17 protein-coding genes and 1 pseudogene are annotated in these 19970 nt (G+C 62.8%); 6 read left to right on the top strand and 12 right to left on the bottom strand.

Annotated features, from left to right (window positions below; translation table 11 throughout):
• Window positions 1–50: 50 nt before the first annotated feature.
• Window positions 51–1045 (bottom strand): annotated as a pseudogene (locus G489_RS22230) (zinc-dependent alcohol dehydrogenase family protein).
• 145 nt (window positions 1046–1190) lie between these two features.
• On the opposite strand from G489_RS22230, the gene G489_RS0108235 reads away from it, so the two are divergent.
• Window positions 1191–2456 carry an APC family permease gene (locus tag G489_RS0108235; RefSeq protein ID WP_051332430.1) on the top strand — a complete coding sequence of 422 codons (1266 nt, stop codon included), beginning with the start codon at window positions 1191–1193 and terminating at the stop codon, window positions 2454–2456.
• 3 nt (window positions 2457–2459) lie between these two features.
• On the opposite strand, the gene G489_RS0108240 is transcribed toward G489_RS0108235, so the two are convergent.
• Complete coding sequence (locus G489_RS0108240) at window positions 2460–3278, bottom strand: EAL domain-containing protein (RefSeq protein ID WP_029041145.1); 819 nt, start codon at window positions 3276–3278, stop codon at window positions 2460–2462.
• A 184-nt stretch (window positions 3279–3462) separates the two neighbouring features.
• On the opposite strand from G489_RS0108240, the gene G489_RS0108245 reads away from it, so the two are divergent.
• On the top strand, window positions 3463–4458 hold the full coding sequence (locus tag G489_RS0108245; protein WP_029041146.1) for a daunorubicin resistance protein DrrA family ABC transporter ATP-binding protein: 996 nt from the start codon (window positions 3463–3465) through the stop codon (window positions 4456–4458).
• Entirely contained in the window at window positions 4455–5291 is an 837-nt protein-coding gene (locus tag G489_RS0108250; RefSeq protein WP_029041147.1) for an ABC transporter permease, read from the top strand. The genes G489_RS0108245 and G489_RS0108250 overlap by 4 nt, the downstream gene beginning before the upstream one ends.
• A 16-nt stretch (window positions 5292–5307) precedes the next feature.
• On the opposite strand, the gene G489_RS0108255 is transcribed toward G489_RS0108250, so the two are convergent.
• The 9 genes from G489_RS0108255 to G489_RS0108295 all read right to left on the bottom strand — a co-directional run bounded on the left by G489_RS0108255 (window position 5308) and on the right by G489_RS0108295 (window position 15361).
• On the bottom strand, window positions 5308–6717 hold the full coding sequence (locus G489_RS0108255) for an SH3 domain-containing protein (RefSeq protein WP_081691467.1): 1410 nt from the start codon (window positions 6715–6717) through the stop codon (window positions 5308–5310).
• The gene (locus tag G489_RS0108260) at window positions 6714–8135 is read right to left on the bottom strand and encodes an SH3 domain-containing protein (RefSeq protein ID WP_029041149.1); all 1422 of its coding nucleotides are present in this window, start codon (window positions 8133–8135) and stop codon (window positions 6714–6716) included. Before G489_RS0108260 ends, G489_RS0108255 begins: the two co-directional genes overlap by 4 nt.
• A 7-nt stretch (window positions 8136–8142) precedes the next feature.
• Entirely contained in the window at window positions 8143–8802 is a 660-nt protein-coding gene (locus tag G489_RS21740) for an OmpA family protein (protein WP_051332431.1), read from the bottom strand.
• Between the two features lie 77 nt (window positions 8803–8879).
• On the bottom strand, window positions 8880–9911 hold the full coding sequence (locus tag G489_RS21745) for a COG3904 family protein (protein ID WP_029041150.1): 1032 nt from the start codon (window positions 9909–9911) through the stop codon (window positions 8880–8882).
• Window positions 9912–9933: 22 nt separating this feature from the next.
• On the bottom strand, window positions 9934–11148 hold the full coding sequence (locus tag G489_RS21750) for a caspase family protein (RefSeq protein ID WP_051332432.1): 1215 nt from the start codon (window positions 11146–11148) through the stop codon (window positions 9934–9936).
• A gap of 128 nt (window positions 11149–11276) precedes the next feature.
• Window positions 11277–13196 (bottom strand): beta-N-acetylhexosaminidase, encoded by a 1920-nt coding sequence (locus G489_RS0108280; protein WP_029041151.1) that lies wholly within the window; start codon window positions 13194–13196, stop codon window positions 11277–11279.
• A gap of 6 nt (window positions 13197–13202) precedes the next feature.
• Entirely contained in the window at window positions 13203–14003 is an 801-nt protein-coding gene (locus G489_RS0108285; protein WP_029041152.1) for an SDR family oxidoreductase, read from the bottom strand.
• A 69-nt stretch (window positions 14004–14072) separates the two neighbouring features.
• Window positions 14073–14936, bottom strand: a complete 864-nt coding sequence (locus tag G489_RS0108290; protein WP_029041153.1) for a MurR/RpiR family transcriptional regulator — start codon at window positions 14934–14936, stop codon at window positions 14073–14075.
• Between the two features lie 35 nt (window positions 14937–14971).
• Complete coding sequence (locus G489_RS0108295) at window positions 14972–15361, bottom strand: RidA family protein (protein WP_029041154.1); 390 nt, start codon at window positions 15359–15361, stop codon at window positions 14972–14974.
• A gap of 110 nt (window positions 15362–15471) precedes the next feature.
• Between G489_RS0108295 and G489_RS0108300 the strand changes: the two genes are divergently transcribed.
• From G489_RS0108300 to G489_RS0108310, 3 genes are read left to right on the top strand one after another with little or no spacing between them, the layout of a single operon-like run.
• Window positions 15472–15969, top strand: coding sequence for a hypothetical protein (locus G489_RS0108300; protein ID WP_029041155.1), 498 nt, complete (start codon window positions 15472–15474; stop codon window positions 15967–15969).
• Window positions 15970–16008: 39 nt separating this feature from the next.
• On the top strand, window positions 16009–17490 hold the full coding sequence (locus G489_RS0108305) for a M81 family metallopeptidase (RefSeq protein ID WP_029041156.1): 1482 nt from the start codon (window positions 16009–16011) through the stop codon (window positions 17488–17490).
• On the top strand, window positions 17487–18578 hold the full coding sequence (locus G489_RS0108310) for a D-TA family PLP-dependent enzyme (protein ID WP_029041157.1): 1092 nt from the start codon (window positions 17487–17489) through the stop codon (window positions 18576–18578). The genes G489_RS0108305 and G489_RS0108310 overlap by 4 nt, the downstream gene beginning before the upstream one ends.
• Window positions 18579–18800: 222 nt before the next feature.
• Here G489_RS0108310 and G489_RS0108315 read toward each other — a convergent pair whose 3' ends face one another.
• Window positions 18801–19946: an ABC transporter ATP-binding protein gene (locus tag G489_RS0108315; protein ID WP_029041158.1), complete on the bottom strand. Its 1146-nt coding sequence runs from the start codon at window positions 19944–19946 to the stop codon at window positions 18801–18803.
• Window positions 19947–19970: the final 24 nt, after the last annotated feature.

A 19970-nucleotide genomic window follows, 5' to 3' on the forward strand; every position in this document is an offset into this window, starting at 1 on the left:
GGATCAGAACGCGTGAGCTTTGGCGCGAAAACGAAAATTCTGCAACCGGTTCAGGGCACGAGCACCGCAGCGCCCTGGAAGCGGCCATGGCGCAGATCGTCGAGCGCCTGATTGGCGTCTTCAAGGGCGTAGGGAATGGTGTGGGTCGCAATCGGCGTTTCGGCGGCACGGGCGAAAAGCCCTCGCCATCGGCCCGTGTGAGATTGGCGACCGAGACCACGCGGCGCTCCTCCCAAAGGATCGAATAGGGGAATGCGGGAATGTCGCTCATATGGATGCCTGCGCAAACGACGGTCGCGCCCTTTCTGGTGGCGCGCAGGGCAGCAGGCACGAGCGCCCCGACAGGGGCAAAGATGATGGCCGCATCGAGCGGTTCGGGGGCCGGGGCATCGGAGGGGCCGGACCAGACCGCGCCCAGGTCCCTGGCGAACTGTTGCGATGCCGTGTCACCCGGACGGGTGAAAGCGTAGAGCGCATGCCCGTCGGCAATGGCGAGCTGAGCGAGGATATGGGCAGCGGCGCCGAAGCCATAGAGCCCCAGCCGGGCCGGCCGGGATTCGGGCAGGTTCGTCATGCGGTAGGCGCGATAGCCGATCAACCCGGCACAAAGCAGTGGCGCAGCGGCGACATCGTCATAGCGATCGGGGATCGGGAAACAGTATTGCGCGTTGGCAATGGTCATTTCTGCGTAACCGCCATTGCGGGTATAGCCGGTGAAGGCCGGCGCGTCGCACAGGTTTTCGCGGTGGTCGAGGCAATAAGGGCAATGCCCGCAGGTCTCCCCCAACCATGGTACACCGACGCGTTCGCCAACCGTGAAACCGGTGACGTCGGCCCCGAGCCGTTCGATCCGGCCGACGATCTCATGACCGGGCACCAGGGGCAGAGCGGGATCGGCAAGTTCGCCGTCGACCACGTGCAAATCTGTGCGGCACACCCCGCAGGCGGTCACACGGATCAGGATTTCATCTTGCGCCGGCTCGGGCACAGGCAAGTCGGTCAATTCGAGCGGCGAGCCAATTTCTGTGAGGACCATGGCGCGCATGGCGAGATTTCCCGTGGGTTGACGACCATGTCAGTCTAGCCTGCAGACAGGCCGGCTTGTTGACAAGGATCAAGGGCTTAGGCGCCAAAACTGCTAGCCTGTTCAAATCAACCCCGCCCTCGAGCCCGAATCCGCCAGACCGCTCATGTCCGAAACGTCCAGAATGCCCGAGCTTGCCACCTTGCCTCCAGAGCCGGGCCTTAATCGCAGCCTCACCCTTATGGCGGTGGTGCTTTACGGGCTGGGGGTGACGATCGGTGCGGGCATTTATGTGCTGATCGGGGCGACCGCGGCCAGGGCCGGGCTCTATGCGCCGACTGCGTTTTTGATTTCGGCTTTCGTGATGGCCTTTTCGGCCGCTTCCTATGCGGCGATGGCGGTTCGCTATCCGGTGAGTGGCGGGGAGGCAGTGTTCGTCGATCAGGGTTTCGGGCGACCGGTGCTGGGGCTGATCGTCGGTCTCTTGATCATGACGTCGGGCCTCGTCTCGGCTGCTACCATCAGTCTCGGCGCGGCAGGCTATATCGGTCAATTCGTTCCCATGTCGCCCAAAGTGCTGGCGGGGATCGTTGTGATTGGCATGGGGATCGTGGCCGCTCTCAGCGTCAATCTGTCTGTCGGGATTGCGGGCGCATTGACGGTCGTGGAGGTCGGTGGATTGCTGATCGTGATCACTGCCGGGTTCGGGGGCGAACCCGAAACCATCACCCGGCTGCCCGAATTGGTGCCGCATTCCTTAGACGGGGCGGTGTGGGGCGGCATCTTTGCCGCCGGTTTGCTGGCCTTCTTCGCCTTTATCGGCTTCGAAGATATGGTCAATATCGCCGAAGAGGTGGAGCGGCCTGAACGCAACCTGCCGCTGGCGATCTTCGTCACACTTGGATTGGCAACGCTGATCTATTTTCTCGTGGCTGCGGTGGCCGTGCTCCGGGTGGGGCCGGCGGCTCTTGAAGGCGAAGCCGCGCCGCTGGCGCTGATCTTTTCGCGGGTCACGCCGTTTCCGATCTGGGTGATGACGGTGATCGCGATCATCGCGACGCTCAACGGGGTGATCATCCAGATCATCATGGCGGCGCGGGTGGCCTTCGGGTTGGCGTCACGCGGGCGATTGCCCCGCCTTCTTGCGAAGGTTCACCCCAGGACACGGACCCCTGTCACCGCTACCGTCATCATGACGGCTCTGGTGCTTGGACTGGCGGTGAGTTTTGATCTCACCGGACTGGCCGAAATGACCTCGCGGGTGACGCTTCTGGTCTTCGTGCTGGTCAATCTGGCGCTGGTGCGCATCAAGCTAAAAGGCATCGGGTCCGAAAATCGTGAAGGAGAGGCTGCCGGCGGGTTCGACGTACCGATCTGGGTGCCGGCGATCGGTGCGGTGCTGAGCATTTTCCTGATGATTGGCGGGACCTAGAATTCAGCCGAAAACCAATTCGTTACCGGGTGCCCGGGCCGGACAGGGCCAGCTGTCCGAAAGTTGCGGCCTGCCCAGATAAAAGCCCTGTGCCATCGGTATCTCGCATGCGCGGGCAAAATCGAGCTCGAGTTCGGTCTCGATGCCTTCGGCCACGATCCGAATACCGCTTTCCGCGAACCGGTCGATCACGGCACGGGCCTTTTGCTCGAGAGCCGGGTCGCCGAGATGGGCCTTGAACCATGTCCGGTCGAGCTTGACGATGTCGGGACGGATGGCGGCGATCCGGCGATCATCGGACCACTGGGCACCGAAATCATCCACCGCGATGGTGACGCCAGCCTCCTGAAAGCAACGCGCCAGCCGCCACAGCACATGATTGGAGGCAGCGCGGCTTTCCACGATCTCGCACACCATATCGGCAGGGGTAAGCCCAACCGTTGCCATGCGCTCGATCATGATCGAAACCTCACGGATCGAGCGGGCCAGGTCGATATAGGAGCCGGGATCGAGATTGATGAAGACCTGCTGGCCGGGGCGGCGAAACAGGTTGAAATTGCGCAGATGCAGTGCCCGACACAGCCACTCGATGAAGAACCGGTCTTCCTCGTCGATGGCGGGAAAGAAGACTGCCGGTGAGACGATGGCGCCATCGAGATGCGGGCGGATGAGCCCCTCATAGCCAATAATTTTCCGGCTTGTGCCCGAGATATCCAAAATGGGCTGAAACGCGGATTTAAGCAGGAACGGACCGTAGTGCCCGACCAGACTTTCATCCGGTGACTGTTCTATAGCGTCGCTGACGAATTCGGGGCGGATCATGGGGGGAGGCTTGTCAATGAGCGGCGCGGTGCGGCGTTGCGCCGTCGGTCAGGTTGGCGCAACCATAGCCGGGGGGCTTAACCAAGCCGTTAACATCGAAACAAATCAATCCGAAGGTTCTTGCGTTGAAGGGGTTGAGCGGACTGCCTATCTTGGCTGCTTCGGCGAAAGGACGCAGCACGCCATGACCACTTCAGATCAAGCTGTTGAAACCCATGGTCTTCGAAAGCTCTATGGCGGCAAACCCGCCGTTGACGGCATCGACCTGATGATCCCCAAGGGCAGTATTTTCGGGCTGTTGGGGCCCAATGGCGCCGGCAAGACCACGACGGTGCGGATGCTGGCGACCCTGGCGCGTCCCGATGGCGGAGAGGCCCGGGTGCTGGGGCACGACCTTGTGCGCGAGGCGGCGGCGCTGCGGCGCCGGATCGCCCTGACCGGACAGTTCGCCTCGGTCGATGAAGATTTGTCGGGCCAGGAAAACCTGGTGCTGATCGGGCGGCTGCTCGGCTTTTCCCGCAAGGGAGCCCGGGCCCGGGCGGAGGAACTGCTCGAAGCGTTTGGCATTGCGGATGCGGCCAACAAGCAGGCCAAGTCCTATTCGGGTGGCATGCGGCGGCGGCTCGATATCGCTTCGAGCCTGGTGACAACGCCGGAGCTGCTGTTTCTCGATGAGCCGACAACCGGGCTTGATCCGAGAAGCCGCAACCAGGTCTGGGACATTATCCGGCGCCTGACAGCGGCAGGCACCACCGTGCTCCTGACCACCCAATATCTCGAGGAGGCCGACCAGCTGGCCGACCGGATCGCAGTGATCGATCATGGCCGGATGATTGCGGAAGGCACCAGCACCGAACTCAAGGCGTCCGTCGGCGCCGGGGCGTTGCATGTGCGGCTGGCCGAACCGGGGCGGCGCGAGGCCGCTCAGACGATCCTCGAAAAAGCCCTCGGCGTGACGGTTGAATTCGACAGCGAACCGCGGCGCCTCAATGCCATGGTGCCGGACGATGCAAGCGCCGGGCACGCGCTGGCGGCGCTGGCCGATGCCGGGATTGCGGTCAGCGATTTCTCGCTTGGCCAGCCAAGCCTTGATGAAGTGTTCTTTGCCCTGACCGGACACCACACGGAAACAGAAACACCGGTGGCAGCGGAAGCCGTCAGCAAGGAGGCGGCCCAATGAGCACTATCGAGGGTGAAAAGCGGATCGCGGGCGCGGCGATCGAGAAAGTGCTCGATACGTCGGTGCGGCCCGATCCGCCGGGTCCGCTTGCCAATGTGCTGACCTTTGCCTGGCGCGGTCTCCTCAAGATCAAGCACATGCCCGAGCAGATGTTCGATGCGGTGATCACCCCGGTGATGTTCACGGTGATGTTCACCTATCTGTTCGGCGGAGCGCTGGCGGGATCGACCGAGGCCTATTTGCAGTTCCTGTTGCCAGGCATCCTGGTGCAGACGGTAATGTTCGCCACCATCTATACCGGGTTCACGCTCAATACCGATCTCGGCAAGGGCGTCTATGACCGGTTCCGGTCGCTGCCGGTGTGGCGATTGTCCCCGATAATGGGTGCGATGGTGGCCGATCTGCAGCGCCACACCATCTCGGCGATCATCGTGTTCCTGATCGGGCTGATCATGGGGTTCCGCCCCGAGACCGGGCTGTTGGGCATGATCCTCGTGATCCTGCTGCTCGATGTGTTCGCGCTCGGCTTCACCTGGATCTTCGTCACGGTCGGGCTGGTGGTGCGCAGCTCGAGCTCGGTGATGACCATGTCCTGGTTCTTTTTGATGCCGATCACCTTCGGATCGAATATTTTCGTCGATACCGCGACCATGCCTCAATGGCTGCAAACGGCGATTGCGTTCAACCCGGTGGCGCATCTGACAACGGCAGCACGCGGCATTCTCGACGGCACGGTGGATGCCAGCCAGATCGGGCTCGCGCTGATTGCTCCGGCAGTGCTGACGGTGATCTTCGCGCCGCTGTCGCTCTATCTCTATTCGCGCAAAGGGTGACCAGGCGTCTTCGCCTCTAGCCGAGCCCGGCGCCGATGAAGCGGGCGCTGACCCAGCCATTGCCCGCTTCGCTCTCGATCCGGTACCAGACCCCCTGATGATCGGTGGTGATGCGGCAATCGGTGAGGGCGACACTGGTATAGATGGGCAGTTCGGCGATGACGGTGCCTTCAAGGTCGGGTTCGGCGCGCATATTGACGGCGCGCTTGGCAACGAAATGCTTGATCGAGCGCATGTTCTCGTAAAGCCCTTCGGGCGAGCAGCCCAGGGAATCGGCGAGAAGGCCGACGGTCAGCAGATGGGCCGGGCCCGGCCGGGAGGCGCATAGACGGACATCCCAGTCTTCCCGTTCGACGCCGGGACATTCCTGCGGCCCGCGGAATACCGCGACCCCCACTGTGTTGTCGTCATTGACCTGGAACCGGCACGTGAAGCCGGTGCCCGCACCATATTCATAGGCCTTGATATCGAGCTGCTCGATGGCCTCGCTGACGGTGGCGGTGACCCCGTCAGCGGACTGGAAATAGTCGGTGTACTGGATATCGGCATCGCCCTTGAGGATGCGCGAATTCTCGAAAAGGAAAGTGCACACCCGCGCTCCGGCCTCGAAATCGAGCGCGACGGTCGTGGCCGGCCGGGCGGTAATGGTCGAGGAAACCGGCGAGAAGCCGTAGATCCAGGTGTCACCATCGCCGTTGAGGGTTAGGAAACTGTCTGCGGTGCGGTGCTTGAGGATCTCGTCCATCATGTGGGGCGGGTTGGCGCCCCCCATCAGAAGCCGATTGAAGGCACCGGTAATGTCATAGGCGAGGTTGAGCAGGTCGCCGACCGTGCCGGTCTGCCCGGCCTTGTCCTCCGGCAGGTAGGGCATGTGGAAACCGAGCTTTGCGCCCTGTTCGACAAAGCGGCGATCGTTGATGCCGCGGATGGCGAGATTGACCGCCATCGAAAAAGCGACAGCACAGGCGGACATGCAACGATTGCCGTTGAGGACGTAGACCGCCTCAAGCGCCGGGTCCTGGCTGCCGAGATCGGCTTGCAGCGCCTCGCCGATGCGGAAGCCCTCGGTGAAGGAGCCGCCCGGACTGTCGAAGGCGACCACGACCGGGGCATTGGCCCGCATCATGGGTTCGAGCCGTTCGGCATCGCCCGGTTCAATGACCCCCGACACCAGGAGCACATTGGCCGACCGGCCCTCATAGGAAAATTCGGCATTGGGATCGAAGCCTTCGGGGGGTTCCTCCCCGAGGACCGAGCCGGCGCCCTGTCGCGGAAACACCCGCCTGAGGCTCGCGACGCGGTCGACGAGATCGGGGCGCAGGGTGATCTCTGCCGCAGTCGCACTGGTTGAAACGGTGAGTGGCATGCTCAGCGAGGCGGTGAATAGAGCAATGCCGAGCGCCGATAGACCCTTTTTCATCATCATGATGCTCCGAGGAAATCGCGGCCGCCAACAAAGCGGGCGCTGATCCAGCCTCCCTGGCCGGGGGTTTGAATCTCGTACCAGACGTCCTGGCTGTCAGCGGTGACGCGACAGCCGGTGATCTCGAACTCCATGCCGGGTTGGGCCTGGCCAAGGACTTCATCTTCGGTCGAAGGACCGGCGCGCATGTTCACTTCACGCTCGATGCGCGGGGTCATGAAGGAACTTGCCGATGTGTAGGTGCCGTCGGCACAACCTAAAGCCTCGGCGACAAAACCGGCGGTGACGGTCGATGTCCGGTTGAGGGTGACCGGGCACCAGGAGTAGTCGGCATCGAACGGATCGCGGGCCGGGGTGCAGCCCTGAGCGCCGTACCAGACGGCAATGCCGTAAGTGCCATCGTCATTGAGGGTAAAGCCACAGGAATGGCCGGTCTCCGAACCGATGGCGAAACTCGTTGCGCCGGTCTCATCGACCATCTCACTGACCAGCGGAATCTCTTCGGGCAGGGCCCAGGCGAACTGGGTGAACTCCATATCCGAGCCGGCCTTGACCATGCGGCCATGCACGAAGCTGAACTGGCACAGGGTCGTGACGGTCTCCAGATCGAGCGCCACCTGCCCGCTGGGGCGCACCGCGCCGCCATCAGCCACAGGGGTGAAACCCATGCTCCAGGTGTCGCGGCCGCCGCGCAGGACATAGAATTCGTCCGCCGTGCGGTATTTGAGGATTTCGCGCATCAGGGTGGGCGGGTTGGCGCCGCCGATCAGCAGCTCGTTGAAAAGTCCGGTAATGTCGTAACTCAGGTCGAGCAGTTCGCCGGCCCTGCCGGTTTGCTCTGCCAGGTCTTCGGGCAGAAAAGGCATGTGAAAGCCCAGCTGGCCGCCGCGTTCGACATAGCGGATGTCGGCGGCGCTGGCATGGTCAAGATCGGCAACCCGGGCGAAGGCGACGGCGCAGGCGGACATGCAACGCTGGCCTTCAAGCACATAGACCCCCAGCAGGGCGGGGGCGTCATTGCCGCCCAGCATGTCGACGAGTTCACCGCCCAGCGCAAAGCCCTCGGTGAAGGACCCGCCGGGGCTGTCGAAGATGACGACGACATTGTAGGTGTCCGCCACCAATGCCCTGAAGGCTTCGGCGTCGCCGGGTTCGATGACCCCCGAGATCATCACCGGATTGAGCGTCAGGCCCCGGTCCTGGGCGTCGATCAGCCAGTCGACAAGAAACGGATCGCGCGGCCCCTTGACCGAGATCGGCCCTTCTCGGGGAAAGACAGGCTTGAGCGCCTCAACACGGTCGGCCAGATCGGGCCGCCATTCAATCGTGGCCGAATAAGCCGGTGCGATGACTATCGGCACGACAAGACCGGCAAGCGCCGTCAGCAACACTGCGGCGCAGGAAATCAGCAAGCGGGTCATGCGGCGGCTACTGCTTGACCGGGATGGCAACGAGCTGAACGCGGCGATTGATGGCGCCGAAGGGATCGGCCGGCGCCTTGAGCTGGTCCGCGCCCAGACCGCGCGCGACAAGCCGGCCAGAGGCGATCCCGCCGTAATCGGCGATATAGGCAATAACCGCGGCGGCGCGGCGATAGGACAGATCGCGGTTATAGGCCGGATCGCCCTTGGCGTCGGTATGCCCGATTATCCCGAAGCGATAGCCGGCAAAGGCCGGGTCGTTCATCAGCCCGATCAGCTCGTTGAGCTTGGCACCCTGGTCAGCGCGCAAGGTGTCGCTGTCATAGTCGAACAGGATCTCGACATCGAGGGTCGGCAGGGTCGGGGAGGCGGTGTTGCCCGGCGACTGGTTGAGGCCGGCAGCGTTCTCGTCGATGTCTTCATGATCGACGATCTGCAGATTGACCACATCATCGATGGAGAGCTGGGTCGCACCCTTATATTCGGCATTGTCGCAATTGGCCTGATCGAGGAGGCACTGGGCCATCTCGCCTTGAGGCTGAGGTGCCAGCGTCGCCCCGTCGTCTTCGACGTCGAGTCCGAAGGAATCAAGAGTAATGGTCGCTTGCGCCTGGGCGGCGGCACTGCCCAAAAGCAAGAAAAGCGCGGCAAAGAGCCAGGATCTCATGTCGGCGTCCCCATTTGACAGTCATTCCCCGCTCCCCGGTTGTGCCATAGCAGCGGTAATTCGGCAATCGGAAGCGATCAGGGCAGGTCGGCGAGCCGTGTGCGCGGATCGAGATAGTCGGCGATGGACATGCGATGGGGATCGGAGGAAAAGCCGATATCATTGATGGTGTTCATCCAGACCGTCCCGTGAGAGATGGTTTCATCGGCGCTCGGAATGGAAAATTCGCAGCCCTCGAGATACATGCCGAAGAACTCGATCCGGTATCGCGCCACACTTTCCTCCCCCGCATCCAGCCGGGTGAGCGAGAAATCGCTGTCGAGCTCGGTGCTGCGCGGCCCGTAGTCGGGGATGATGGCGGAATCATCGTTCTGCCACGCAAGCAGATTGGCGCAGCCGCGGGCAACGACCGCCGGGTCGAGGGGCAATCGGGCTGCGGACGGCAGGATCGAGATCGCCCAGCGGCCCGCCTTGTCGATCGTGTCGACATAGGTCATGTCGGCGGGCGGGGTGTCGAGCATGACGCCCAGAAGGCTCACCGCCATGCGCCCGTCCATCATCAATTCGTTCATGGTTGCCGAGACCGATTGCAGGGCCACCGCATAAGCCTGGGTGACCTCGGCGTCAGTATAGGTCCCGGCCGGCAGTTCGAGCGCCGGGGCGTGAAAGCCCAGCCTTGCGGTGTTGTGGATGTAGCGCTGGGGGATGACATTGCCTTCCTCGGCATAGCCTCCGCCCAGAAACGCGATGGAGCAGGCAGATTCGCAGCGGGCGCCGGGTCCGACATAGGTTGAGATGCCCTGGCGATTGATCGCGCGGGCAAGCTTTACGGCCTCGGCCAGTGATCCGCCCGGGCTGTCGAGACAGACAAAGGGATTGGCGGTTTCATAGTCGATCCCCTCGGCGACCGCGAGGAAGCGGTCGGCATCGCCCCGCAGGATGACACCGCTCAAGGTGAAATTGCAGGTGATCGAGCCGCCCGGCGAGATCTGGTTGGATTGCCGGGTCTGAAGAGCGATGTCCGCGGCGGCGGCCGGCAGGACGGCGGTGGTGAGAACAAGCGCGAGAGCCGCCACGCCCGGTCCGATGAGGTCGAATGAAGCGGGCATGGCGTTCTCCGTGCCGGTGGCGCTACTGAATTGTGTAGCTGCCGAAATGATAGGGGATGGGCGTGCCGGCCATCTCGATTTCACCGCGTGGTGCGCCTTCCCCAATCCGGGCGTGAATCTGGTTGAGCAGGTCGACAATCTGGGCCTTTTCAAGCGATTGATCGGGCGAACAGTAAAACCCGATATCGTGTTCTCCCTTCTCGTCCTCCTCGGTTACCCGCAAGCCGTAGCGCGAGCCCGGTGAGATCTCGTAGCGCAATTGCCCGCCGCCCAGTTCAACCGTGCGGAAGAACTGGAGCGGGATCGGGGTGACCTGGCGGCTTGGCGAGAGGTTGAAGAAGGTGGGCACGCAGGCACGGCCCAGATCGGCGAGCACGGCGACTTCCTCGCCCGGAACCACGGTCGATGGGTAGGCGGTGAAGCTGGTGCGGATCTCATCGCGCACGATTTCGTCGCTGTCGGTTTCGGCGAAGTAAAACTCGCGCTGCATCTGGGAGAGCTGCTGGGGCCGCTGTTCGCCGCTTGTCTCCTGCATCACATCGCGGGTGACGCGTTTCATGATAACCGACACTTCGGTATCGGGGGTTCGCATATGGCGCGACAGGGAGCGGGCGAAGGGAGAATTGCCCTCGGTCCCGTCCGAGGCGACGGCGTTGGGCAGGGTCGCATAAGTGATCAGCATGTCGCCGGTGGCGCGCACCACGGCCAGGCCGCGGCTGACGGCAACCGAACGGCCCTCGGAGACGCGCTGATCGGCGAGCGGGTTGTTGCGGCAGGCATCGAGAAAGATCAGCGAGATCGGCATCTGCTCGAAGACTGACAAAAAGCTGTTGAGCGAGATGGTCTCGCGTTCGATCGCAGTCTCGCTTTCGAGCCGGGCATCGATGGGGATGAGATAGTTTTCGCCGTCGGCCTGGATGCCGTGACCGGCATAATAAAGCGCGCCGACATCGATCTCGGGCGCGCGGCGGGCCAGATCGTCCAGCGCTTCGCCCATGGCGTCTTCGGTCAGATCGGTGAGCTTGCGCACCTCGAAACCCATAGCCTCGAGCGACGCCGCGATGAGATCGGCGTCGCCGGTTGCGTTGGGCAATCGCCCCACGGATTCATAAGCGGAGTTGCCAATCACCAGCGCGAACCGGTTTTCGGCGCTGGCCGCAGACAGGCCCGCGGCCCAGAAGCCGGCGGCAATGATGACAAGTGCCCAAAGCCGGAAAGCCATTCCCAAGCGTTCCATCCCTTAATCCCTTCTCGCCCCGTCTTTTTCATGCCCGAGCTTGGGCGCGGGCGCAAGTCGGGAGGGCACAGGAAGGATTGCGGCCGGAGCGGGCACGCACCCCGGCCGCACCCTGATTCCAGAGCGCCCTAGAGCGCGGGCATCAGCCGGGTATTGGCCGAAAAGCGCTGCCAATCCTTGGCGGCGCTTTGGGTCCAGCCGGCCTCGGCAATGGCCGAAAGCCGGGGGAAGACCGTGCGGTTGAAGCGGTCGCGGCTGCGGATGCTTTCGGACCAGATGCAGGCCTGCACGCCCTTGAGCTTGCCGATCAGCTCGGGGCCGAAATCGGCGGCGGCCTCGAAATGATAAGTCGTGTGGGGCGGCACGGTACCGGCCCAGCTCGCGCCCGATTCCTGCCAATCATCGGCCTGGGCCATGTCGAGATAATAGGCTTCGCCCGGGGTCATGATGACATCATAGCCCATCCCGGCGAGGGCCGGTCCGACCTCGCCTTTTTGCCAGGCCATCATCAGCGCGCCTTCGGGATTGACCCCGCCGCCATGGCTCATCTCGTCCCAGCCGGCCAAGGCGCGGCCATGCTTTTTGAGGATTTCCTGGGCCCGGTTGAGCAGATAGGCCTGCAGTTCCGGGGTGCCGGGCAGACCTTCGCGCTGCATCAAACCGCGGGCGCGCGGCGATTGCAGCCATGCCCCTTCGGCAACTTCGTCGCCGCCAAGGTGAATGTAGTGGGAGGGGAACAGGTCGACGACTTCAGCGAGCACCTTTTCGAGGAACTCATAGGTCTCTTCCATGCCCGGATTGAGGGCATTGTTGGGGTAACCCTGAACCGGCAGATAGGCTTCCGAGGTGTCCTCTTCCGGGTCGCGCAGATGCGGGAGTGAATAGAGCACCGCATTGCAGTGGCCCGGGATATCGATCTCGGGCACCACATCGACATGGATCGCGGCGGCATGGGCCACAAGGGCGCGGACCTGGTCCTGGGTGTAATGGCCCTCATAGGTGGTGGCGGGACTGCCCTGCTGGGGCACCATCTTTTCATGGGCGCCGCGTTTCGAGCCGGTCTCGATCAATTCCGGATAGGCCTTGATCTCGAGCCGCCACGCCTCGTCGTCGGTCAGGTGCCAGTGGAAGATGTTCATCTTGTGCCAGGCGAGCAGATCGACAAAGCGGGTCACGGATTCGATCGAGTAGAATTGCCGCGAGACATCGAGATGGCTGCCGCGCCATTCATAGCGCGGAGCATCGACGATGGTACCGGTCTCGGGCCAGACAAAGCCGTCATCATCGTCGCGGGCGCCATGCAGGAGCTGGGCGAGGGTGACGAGCCCGTAATGCCGGCCCTGTGCATCGCCATAGGCCAGGGTGACCTTGTCCTTTTCGATGGCGATCCGGTAGCCGACCGCGGCAAGGCCGCTGTCCGCCTCAAGATGAAGCGGCAGACCGCTTGGCGCCCGCACCAGCGCAAAGGGCTGGGTGTCGAGCGGGAAGACGCGTTTGGCGAGCGAGGTCACTGCCGAGATCGCGGCCATATCTTCGCGGGTGGCGCCATTGGCGGCAAAAAGCGCGACAGGCGTCTTGGCCTTGCCTTCGAGCGCGATCTCGTTCGGCCAGGGCACGAGCGCCGCGCCCATTTGCGGGGTGCCTTGAGGCAAGAGCGGCTCGGCGCGGGTGCTGAGCCCGCCCGACAATATGAGATCGGCGCATTCGACCTCGGCTGAGCTGCCGTCGTCGAACAACAGATGCGCGCCGCCGGGCCCGTCATTGACGTGCTGGGCGTGGCGGGTGAGCCCGGTAATGCGCAAATTCCAGCTTTCGCCGGGCACAAGGGTCAGGCCCTCAGGCGGGGCGAACTCGTGATAGTTGGCAAGCTTTTTGGTCTGTTCGCCATTCTCGACACGATGGCCGGGAACGGTGCGGGTCAGCGCCGAATAGGCGAGCCGGAAGCCGGAGATCGGCTTGTCGGACAGATTGAACAATGTGAGATCGAACCCATAGTCGTCGGTCGCTTCGAACCAGACCGACTCGAGTCGGTAGGGGGCAGTCGGCATGAAATGTTACTCGGTTGCGGAGGGGTAGTCGTTGGATTGGGTGAAGGTGTGGGCCAGAGCCGGCAGGCCGGCGGTCAGACCGCAATCGACCGGCAGGCAGACCCCGGTGATCGCGGCAGCCTCACCGCTGGCCAGAAAGGCAACCGCATTGGCAACATCGCCGGGCTCGGCGATGCGCTGCAGCGGATACCAGCGGCGGGCATCCTCGAACACATTGGGATTGATGGCGGCACGGTCCTGCCAGGCCTGGGTCTTGACGGTGCCCGGCGCGACGGCGTTGACGCGCACACCATAGCGGCCGAATTCGGCGGCCAGCATGTGCACCAGATGAATGAGCCCGGCCTTGGCAGCGCTATAAGCCGGATGGCCGTAAAAACCGATGCCGTTGACCGAAGCGATGGCGATATGGCTGCCCTTGTTCTCGATCAGCGCCTTCTGGGCCGATTTGAAGCCGACCATATGCGCGGTCAGGTTGAGATCGATATCGCGCTGCCACATGGCGTCGGTCATCGACTGGCTCGAAAGATCGCCCGCCGCGCCCGCATTGGTTACCAGCAGGGACACCGGGCCTTTGGTAGCCGCTTCCTCGACCATCGCGTCGCTTGAGGCACGGTTGGTCACATCGGCGATAACGGTGAAAGCGTTTTCGCCGGAGGGGTCGACGATCTCGCGGGCCGCCTCGGCGGCCTCGGGGTCGATATCGGCGAGGGCGGTGCGGTAGCCGTTCCGGATCAGCCGGACCGCGATGGCGCGGCCGATATCGCCGGCGGCGCCGGTCACGATCGCGATGGGTCTGGTCTGGGTCATCTCATTTCCTCAAGAAGGTTGGGGCGGCCTGCCGGTGAACCGGCATATGGCCCGAACTGAACGTCCTGTTCAGTCGCCCATGGGTTCGCGGTCGTGCTTGTCGCGATGGGTGACAAGCTGGTGCTTGATACGCCGCAGGGTTTCAACGGCACCGCCCTCGATGCGCATGGCGACGAGAAGGGCGAGAATGTCGATGGCGGCGAGAAAGGCGAAGCGGGTCGATGTGGGGCGCAGGATATTGACCCCCTCGGGCAGATCGATGGGCAAGACGCTGTCGGCAGCGGCGGCCACCGGCGAGCCCGGCCGGGTGATGGCGACGGTGTGGGCCTTGTAGCCATTGGCCGCCTCAAGCGCTTTCACCAGCGCATCGTCATTGCCGGTGATCGAAGAGCCGATCACCACATCGGACGGCTTGACGGTCGCGGCCATCATCAATTGCAGGCCATGGTCGTCGCTGGCGGTCACCCGCAGGCCGAGCCGGAAAAGGCGGTTCTGCAATTCATTGGCGATCATCGCTGAATTGCCGCCCGAACCGAAAGCATAAACCATGGTCGACCGCGCGATGCGGCCCGAGACCATTTCATAGAGCTCGGCATCGAGATTGGCGTGCAGCTGGTAAAGCGCGGACTGGGCCTTGGTGATGACGTTCTCAGCGGCGTCGGCGGCGGAGAACACCTTGGATTCAGGACGCAGATAGCGCGTGCCGACAAAGGCGGACTGGGCCAGGCGCACCTTGAAGTCGGAAAAGGAATTGCAGCCGATCCGGCGGCAGAAACGGGTGACGGTGGGCGGGGAGACCTCCGCCCGGGCCGCCAGTTCGGTGATCGAGGCATTGGTGGCGAAGCCGAGATCCGAAAACAGGATCTCGGCAATGCGCTGCTCGGATTTCGGCAGTTTGTCCATTTCCGATTGCAGGGCCGCCAGAATGTCCATCACACTGTCCTTGTTGGGTGAATCCGGACGGCAGATTAGCCGGTCGGCGCCTTGTAGGCGATGCAGTCGATCTCCACCTTGCAGTCGACCATCAGGGAAGCCTGCACGCAGGCGCGGGCCGGCGGGTGTTCGCCGAAATAGCTCTTATAGACGCCGTTGAAGGACCAGAAATCGCGCGGATCGTCGAGCCAGACGCCACAGCGCACGACATGTTCGAGCCCGTAGCCGGCTTCTTCGAGGATGGCGATCACGTTCTTTATCGTCTGGTGGGTTTGCTCTATGATCCCGGTGCCGACGATTTCGCCGTCCAGCATGGCGACCTGGCCGGAGACGTGGAGCCAGCCATCGGCTTCAACAGCGCGCGCAAAGGGAAGATTCTGGCCGCCGGCGCCTGATTTTTCAGCTCCGTAGCGTTTGATGCTCATGGGTGACACCTCGTGTGATTCATGCAAATCATTTTCGTATTCGATTGACATTTTGCCAGATTGAGGGGATTTTGGGGAGGAAAATCCACTCGGAATGCAAATTTTTTACAATGTCTGACTCTTTTCGCAACCCCTTTCCGGCGTCCGACCCCGATCGGCATGCCATCTGGGAGATGCTCGTTTCCCGCGATATCGAAGCCTTCGTGAACGCCGACTGGTCGCTCGTTCAGGACGACTTCGTGCCCGAGACTTTTTTGGGCATTAATGGGAACGGTACCGACAATCCCGATCACTGGTCTCCGCTGTTCGCGGATCTCGAGACATACCGCGACGAATGGCTGCGCCAGGCGGAAGAATCGGCAAAGACCGAATATGCCGAGGACCGGCAAGCGGCGATCCACCGCAATACCGTGCTGCGCGATATCGACATCGTGGGTGCGGTGGCGCTGGTCCACAAAAAATTCGAAGGCACGATCGCGCGCGCCGATGGCGGCAAGGACGTCATGAACTGGCAGACGCTCTATTATTGCCGGAAGGTCGATGGCCACTGGAAGATCACCGGGTTCACCGGCTATCTGCCCAATCCCATGGGGTCGCGGAAGGGCTGACCGGTTCCGGGTCAGCCTTTCTCAACACAAGGCAGCATGTTGCGCATCTTCACTGCGGTTCTCGCCACCGAGACCAATACCTTTTCACCCATCTGTATCGATCGCCGGGCGTTCGAGGCCTCGCTTTATGCGCGGCCGGGGGAGCATCCGGATAGCCCAACCCTGTGCTCGGCGCCGCTGACCGTAGGGCGCCGCTACGCCCACGAGCGCGGCTTCACCCTGATCGAGGGAACCGCGGCCTGGGCCGATCCGGCGGGGCTGGTGAATCGTCAGGCCTATGAAGGGCTGCGGGACGAAATCCTCGATCAGCTGCGGGCCGCCATGCCGGTCGATGCGGTGGTGATGGGCCTGCACGGGGCGATGGTCGCGAATGGCTATGACGATGTGGAAGGGGATCTGTTGTCCCGCATCCGCGAGATCGTGGGCCCCGATGTGCTGATCGGGGCGGAATTCGACCCGCACAGCCATCTGACCAGGAAACGGGTCGCCGCCGCCGATGTGCTGGTGGGGTTCAAGGAGTTTCCGCATACCGATTTTGTCGAACGGGCCGAGGATTTGTGGCGGATCGTGCTCGATGCGCTCGACGGCGAGGTCAAGCCGGTGATGAGCGTCTACGATCCCCGGATGATCGACGTCTATCCGACATCGAAACAACCCATGCGCGGCTTCGTCGACCGGCTGTATGCGCTGGAAAAAGACGATCCGGAAGTTCTCTCGGTGACCGTGGTTCATGGCTTCATGGCCGGCGATGTGCCTGAAATGGGCACCAAGCTGCTCGTGATCACCAATGACAACAAGCAGAAGGGCGACGCCCTGGCCAAATCGCTCGGGCGCGAACTGTTCGACAAGCGTGGGCAGTTCATCATGGCCCAGGACGATGTGAACGCCGCCCTCGACAAGGCTGCCGCCGCGCCGAAGGGACCTGTGGTCATCGCCGATGTCTGGGACAATCCCGGCGGCGGCACCGCAGGGGATTCGACGGTTTTGCTGGAGGCCGCGCTCGAGCGGGACATGACCGATATCGCTTTCGGAACGATCTGGGACCCGATCGCGGTGCAGATCTGCATGGCAGCGGGTGAAGGAGCAGAAATTCCCTTGCGGTTCGGGGCCAAGTCGGCGCCAGGCACGGGTCAGCCCATTGATGGTCTCGTCAAGGTGGTGAAGGTCGTGCCACAGGCGGAACAGGCCTTTGGCGCGTCATTTGTACCCATCGGGGATTCGGCGCATATCCGGATCAAGGGGATCGATGTGATTCTCAATTCGACCCGCGCGCAAAGCTTCGATCCGAGCGTCTTCTCGGCGCTGGGCATCGCGCCGACATCGCGCAAGATCCTGGTCATCAAGTCGACCAACCATTTCCACGCTGCCTTTGCGCGGATCGCGGCGGAAATCATCTATTGTTCGGCGGGCTCACCCTATCCGAACGATCCGGCGACCAATGCCTATCGCAAGGCGCCCAAAGATATCTGGCCCATGGTCGCCGATCCCCAAGGCGCGCTGGTTCAGGATGAACCGGTATGACCCGGTTTCCCGATATCGCACCGGGCCAGCGCATCGAGACCTTGCCCACACCGATCCCGGTAATCGATGAAGCGGTGATGCAAGCCAATATCGAGCGCGTGCAGGCCTATATGCGTCAGCACGGCATCGCGTTTCGGCCCCATATCAAGACCCACAAGCTCGCGAGCGTGGCACGTCGGCAGCTTGAGGCGGGGGCAGTGGGAATCAACTGCCAGAAGATCTCCGAAGCGCGCGTCTTCGCCGATGCGGGCTTCGCCGATATCCTGATCACCTACAACATTGTCGGCGAAGGCAAGCTCGATGCCCTCAAGGCGCTGCATGCGGATGTGCCGCGGCTGTCGGTAACCGCAGACAGCGCAGCAACCATAGAGGGCCTCGCCAACACCTTTTCCGCAGAGCGACCGCTGACCGTGCTGGTCGAATGCGATACCGGCGGCGGACGATGCGGGGTCCAGAGCCCCGAAGACGCGGTGGCGCTGGCCAAGACCATCTTTCAGGCACCGGGGCTCGCTTTCGGCGGGTTGATGACCTACCCGGCCCCCCGTAGCGAAGAGCGGACAGAGGCCTTTTTCGCCGCCGCCAAGGGTGCGCTCGATGGTGCCGGCATTCCGTGTCCCGTCATCACCAATGGTGGCACGCCCTCGCTGTTTTCAGCGCATCTGGTACCGACGGCCACTGAACATCGCGCCGGGACTTACGTTTACAACGACCGGGCGATGATGCGCGCCGGGCATTGCACGCTCGAAGACTGCGCGATGCGAATCCTTGCGACCGTGGTCTCGCGGCCGACGCCCGAGCGGGCCGTTATCGATGCCGGTTCCAAGGCGTTGACCTCCGATCTTCTGGGCTTTGAAGACCATGGCTTGCTGCCTGATCTGCCCGAGGCAAGGATCACCGGCCTTTCCGAGGAGCACGGGGTGATCGATCTCGGACCGCATGCGGGCGACCGTCCGGCGGTTGGCGACCGAGTATCGATTGTGCCGAACCACACCTGTGTCGTAACCAACCTGTTCGACTTCATGGTGTTTCACCGCGACGGTGTGGTGACACGGGTCGAACCGATCCTGGCACGGGGCCAGGTCTGGTAGATGCATCCACGTTTCAGGGATAGTGACAATTCGTGGGGGCGGCTTCGGGGCCGCCCTTTTCGTGTGCGGATCCTGTTCCGCAGATCTGACATTCGGGACCGACCGGATACGACCGACAACGGGTGCGGTGGCACAAGAAAAAACCGCCCCCGGTAGGGGGCGGCAACAGGTCGGGAGGACGTCTGACAGTGCTTTATCAAGACCGGGCGATGCCCGGCCCGTTCAGCCTGCCTTTGCTTGCTTTGCGAGAAGCTCGGGATCGATTTCGGTCAGTTCGACCTGGCGCTCGAGAGCCTTGCCGTCCGAGGTGAACAGGTGGCAGTCAGAGGCGTTGAAGCCGATGGTGATCGTGTCGTCGACCCGGGCCGGAGCATTGCCCGGCAAAAGGGCGCAGAATGTGCCGTCGACCCCTTCGGGCTGAGAATAGGCGACGGTGTGGATACCGAGACGCTCAATGACCGAGGGCGAGATATCAAAACGGATATCGCCTTCATTGAGCAGAATGTGTTCGGGGCGCACCCCGAGCGTCAGCTCCTGACCGGCAACGTCCCTGTTGTCCGTCTTGACCGGGATCTCGGCCTTGGTGCCCGAGGGAAGCTCGATGGTGACACCATTGTCGGACTGGCCGACACATTTGACGGCGAGGAAGTTCATCTTCGGGTTGCCGATGAACCCGGCCACGAAGGTATTCGCCGGCTTGTGATAGAGCTCGAGCGGCGAGCCCACCTGGGCAATTTCGCCGTCGCGCAGCACCACGATGCGATCGGCCATGGTCATGGCTTCGACCTGATCGTGGGTCACGTAAATCATGGTCGCGTCGAGATCGCCATGCAGCTTGGCCAGTTCGACACGCATTTCCGCGCGCAGGGCCGCGTCGAGGTTCGAGAGCGGCTCGTCGAACAGAAAGACACTGGGTTCGCGCACGATGGCGCGGCCGATGGCGACGCGCTGGCGCTGACCGCCGGAAAGTTCACCCGGGCGATGGTGCAGCCTTTCGTGCAGCTGAAGGATGTCGGCGGCGCGATGCACCCGCTTTTCGACCTCATCCTGCGGGCGCTTTTCGACGCGCAGGGGGAAAGCGATGTTCTCATAAACCGACATATGCGGATAAAGCGCATAGGACTGGAAGACCATCGAGATGCCGCGCTTGACCGGCGGCAGGTCGTTGACGCGCTTGCCTGAGATGTTCACATCGCCCGATGTGATCTCCTCAAGGCCAGCGATCATGCGCAACAGCGTGGACTTGCCACAGCCCGAAGGGCCGACAAACACCACGAATTCGCCGTCTTCGACTTCGAGCGAGACGCCTTTGATGACCTCGAGCTTGCCGAAGCGCTTCTTGACATTATTGAGTGCGAGTTGTCCCACGCCCTGCCTCCTGTGCCATCCCGG

The organism is Cucumibacter marinus DSM 18995 (assembly GCF_000429865.1).
Taxonomy (GTDB): domain Bacteria; phylum Pseudomonadota; class Alphaproteobacteria; order Rhizobiales; family Devosiaceae; genus Cucumibacter; species Cucumibacter marinus.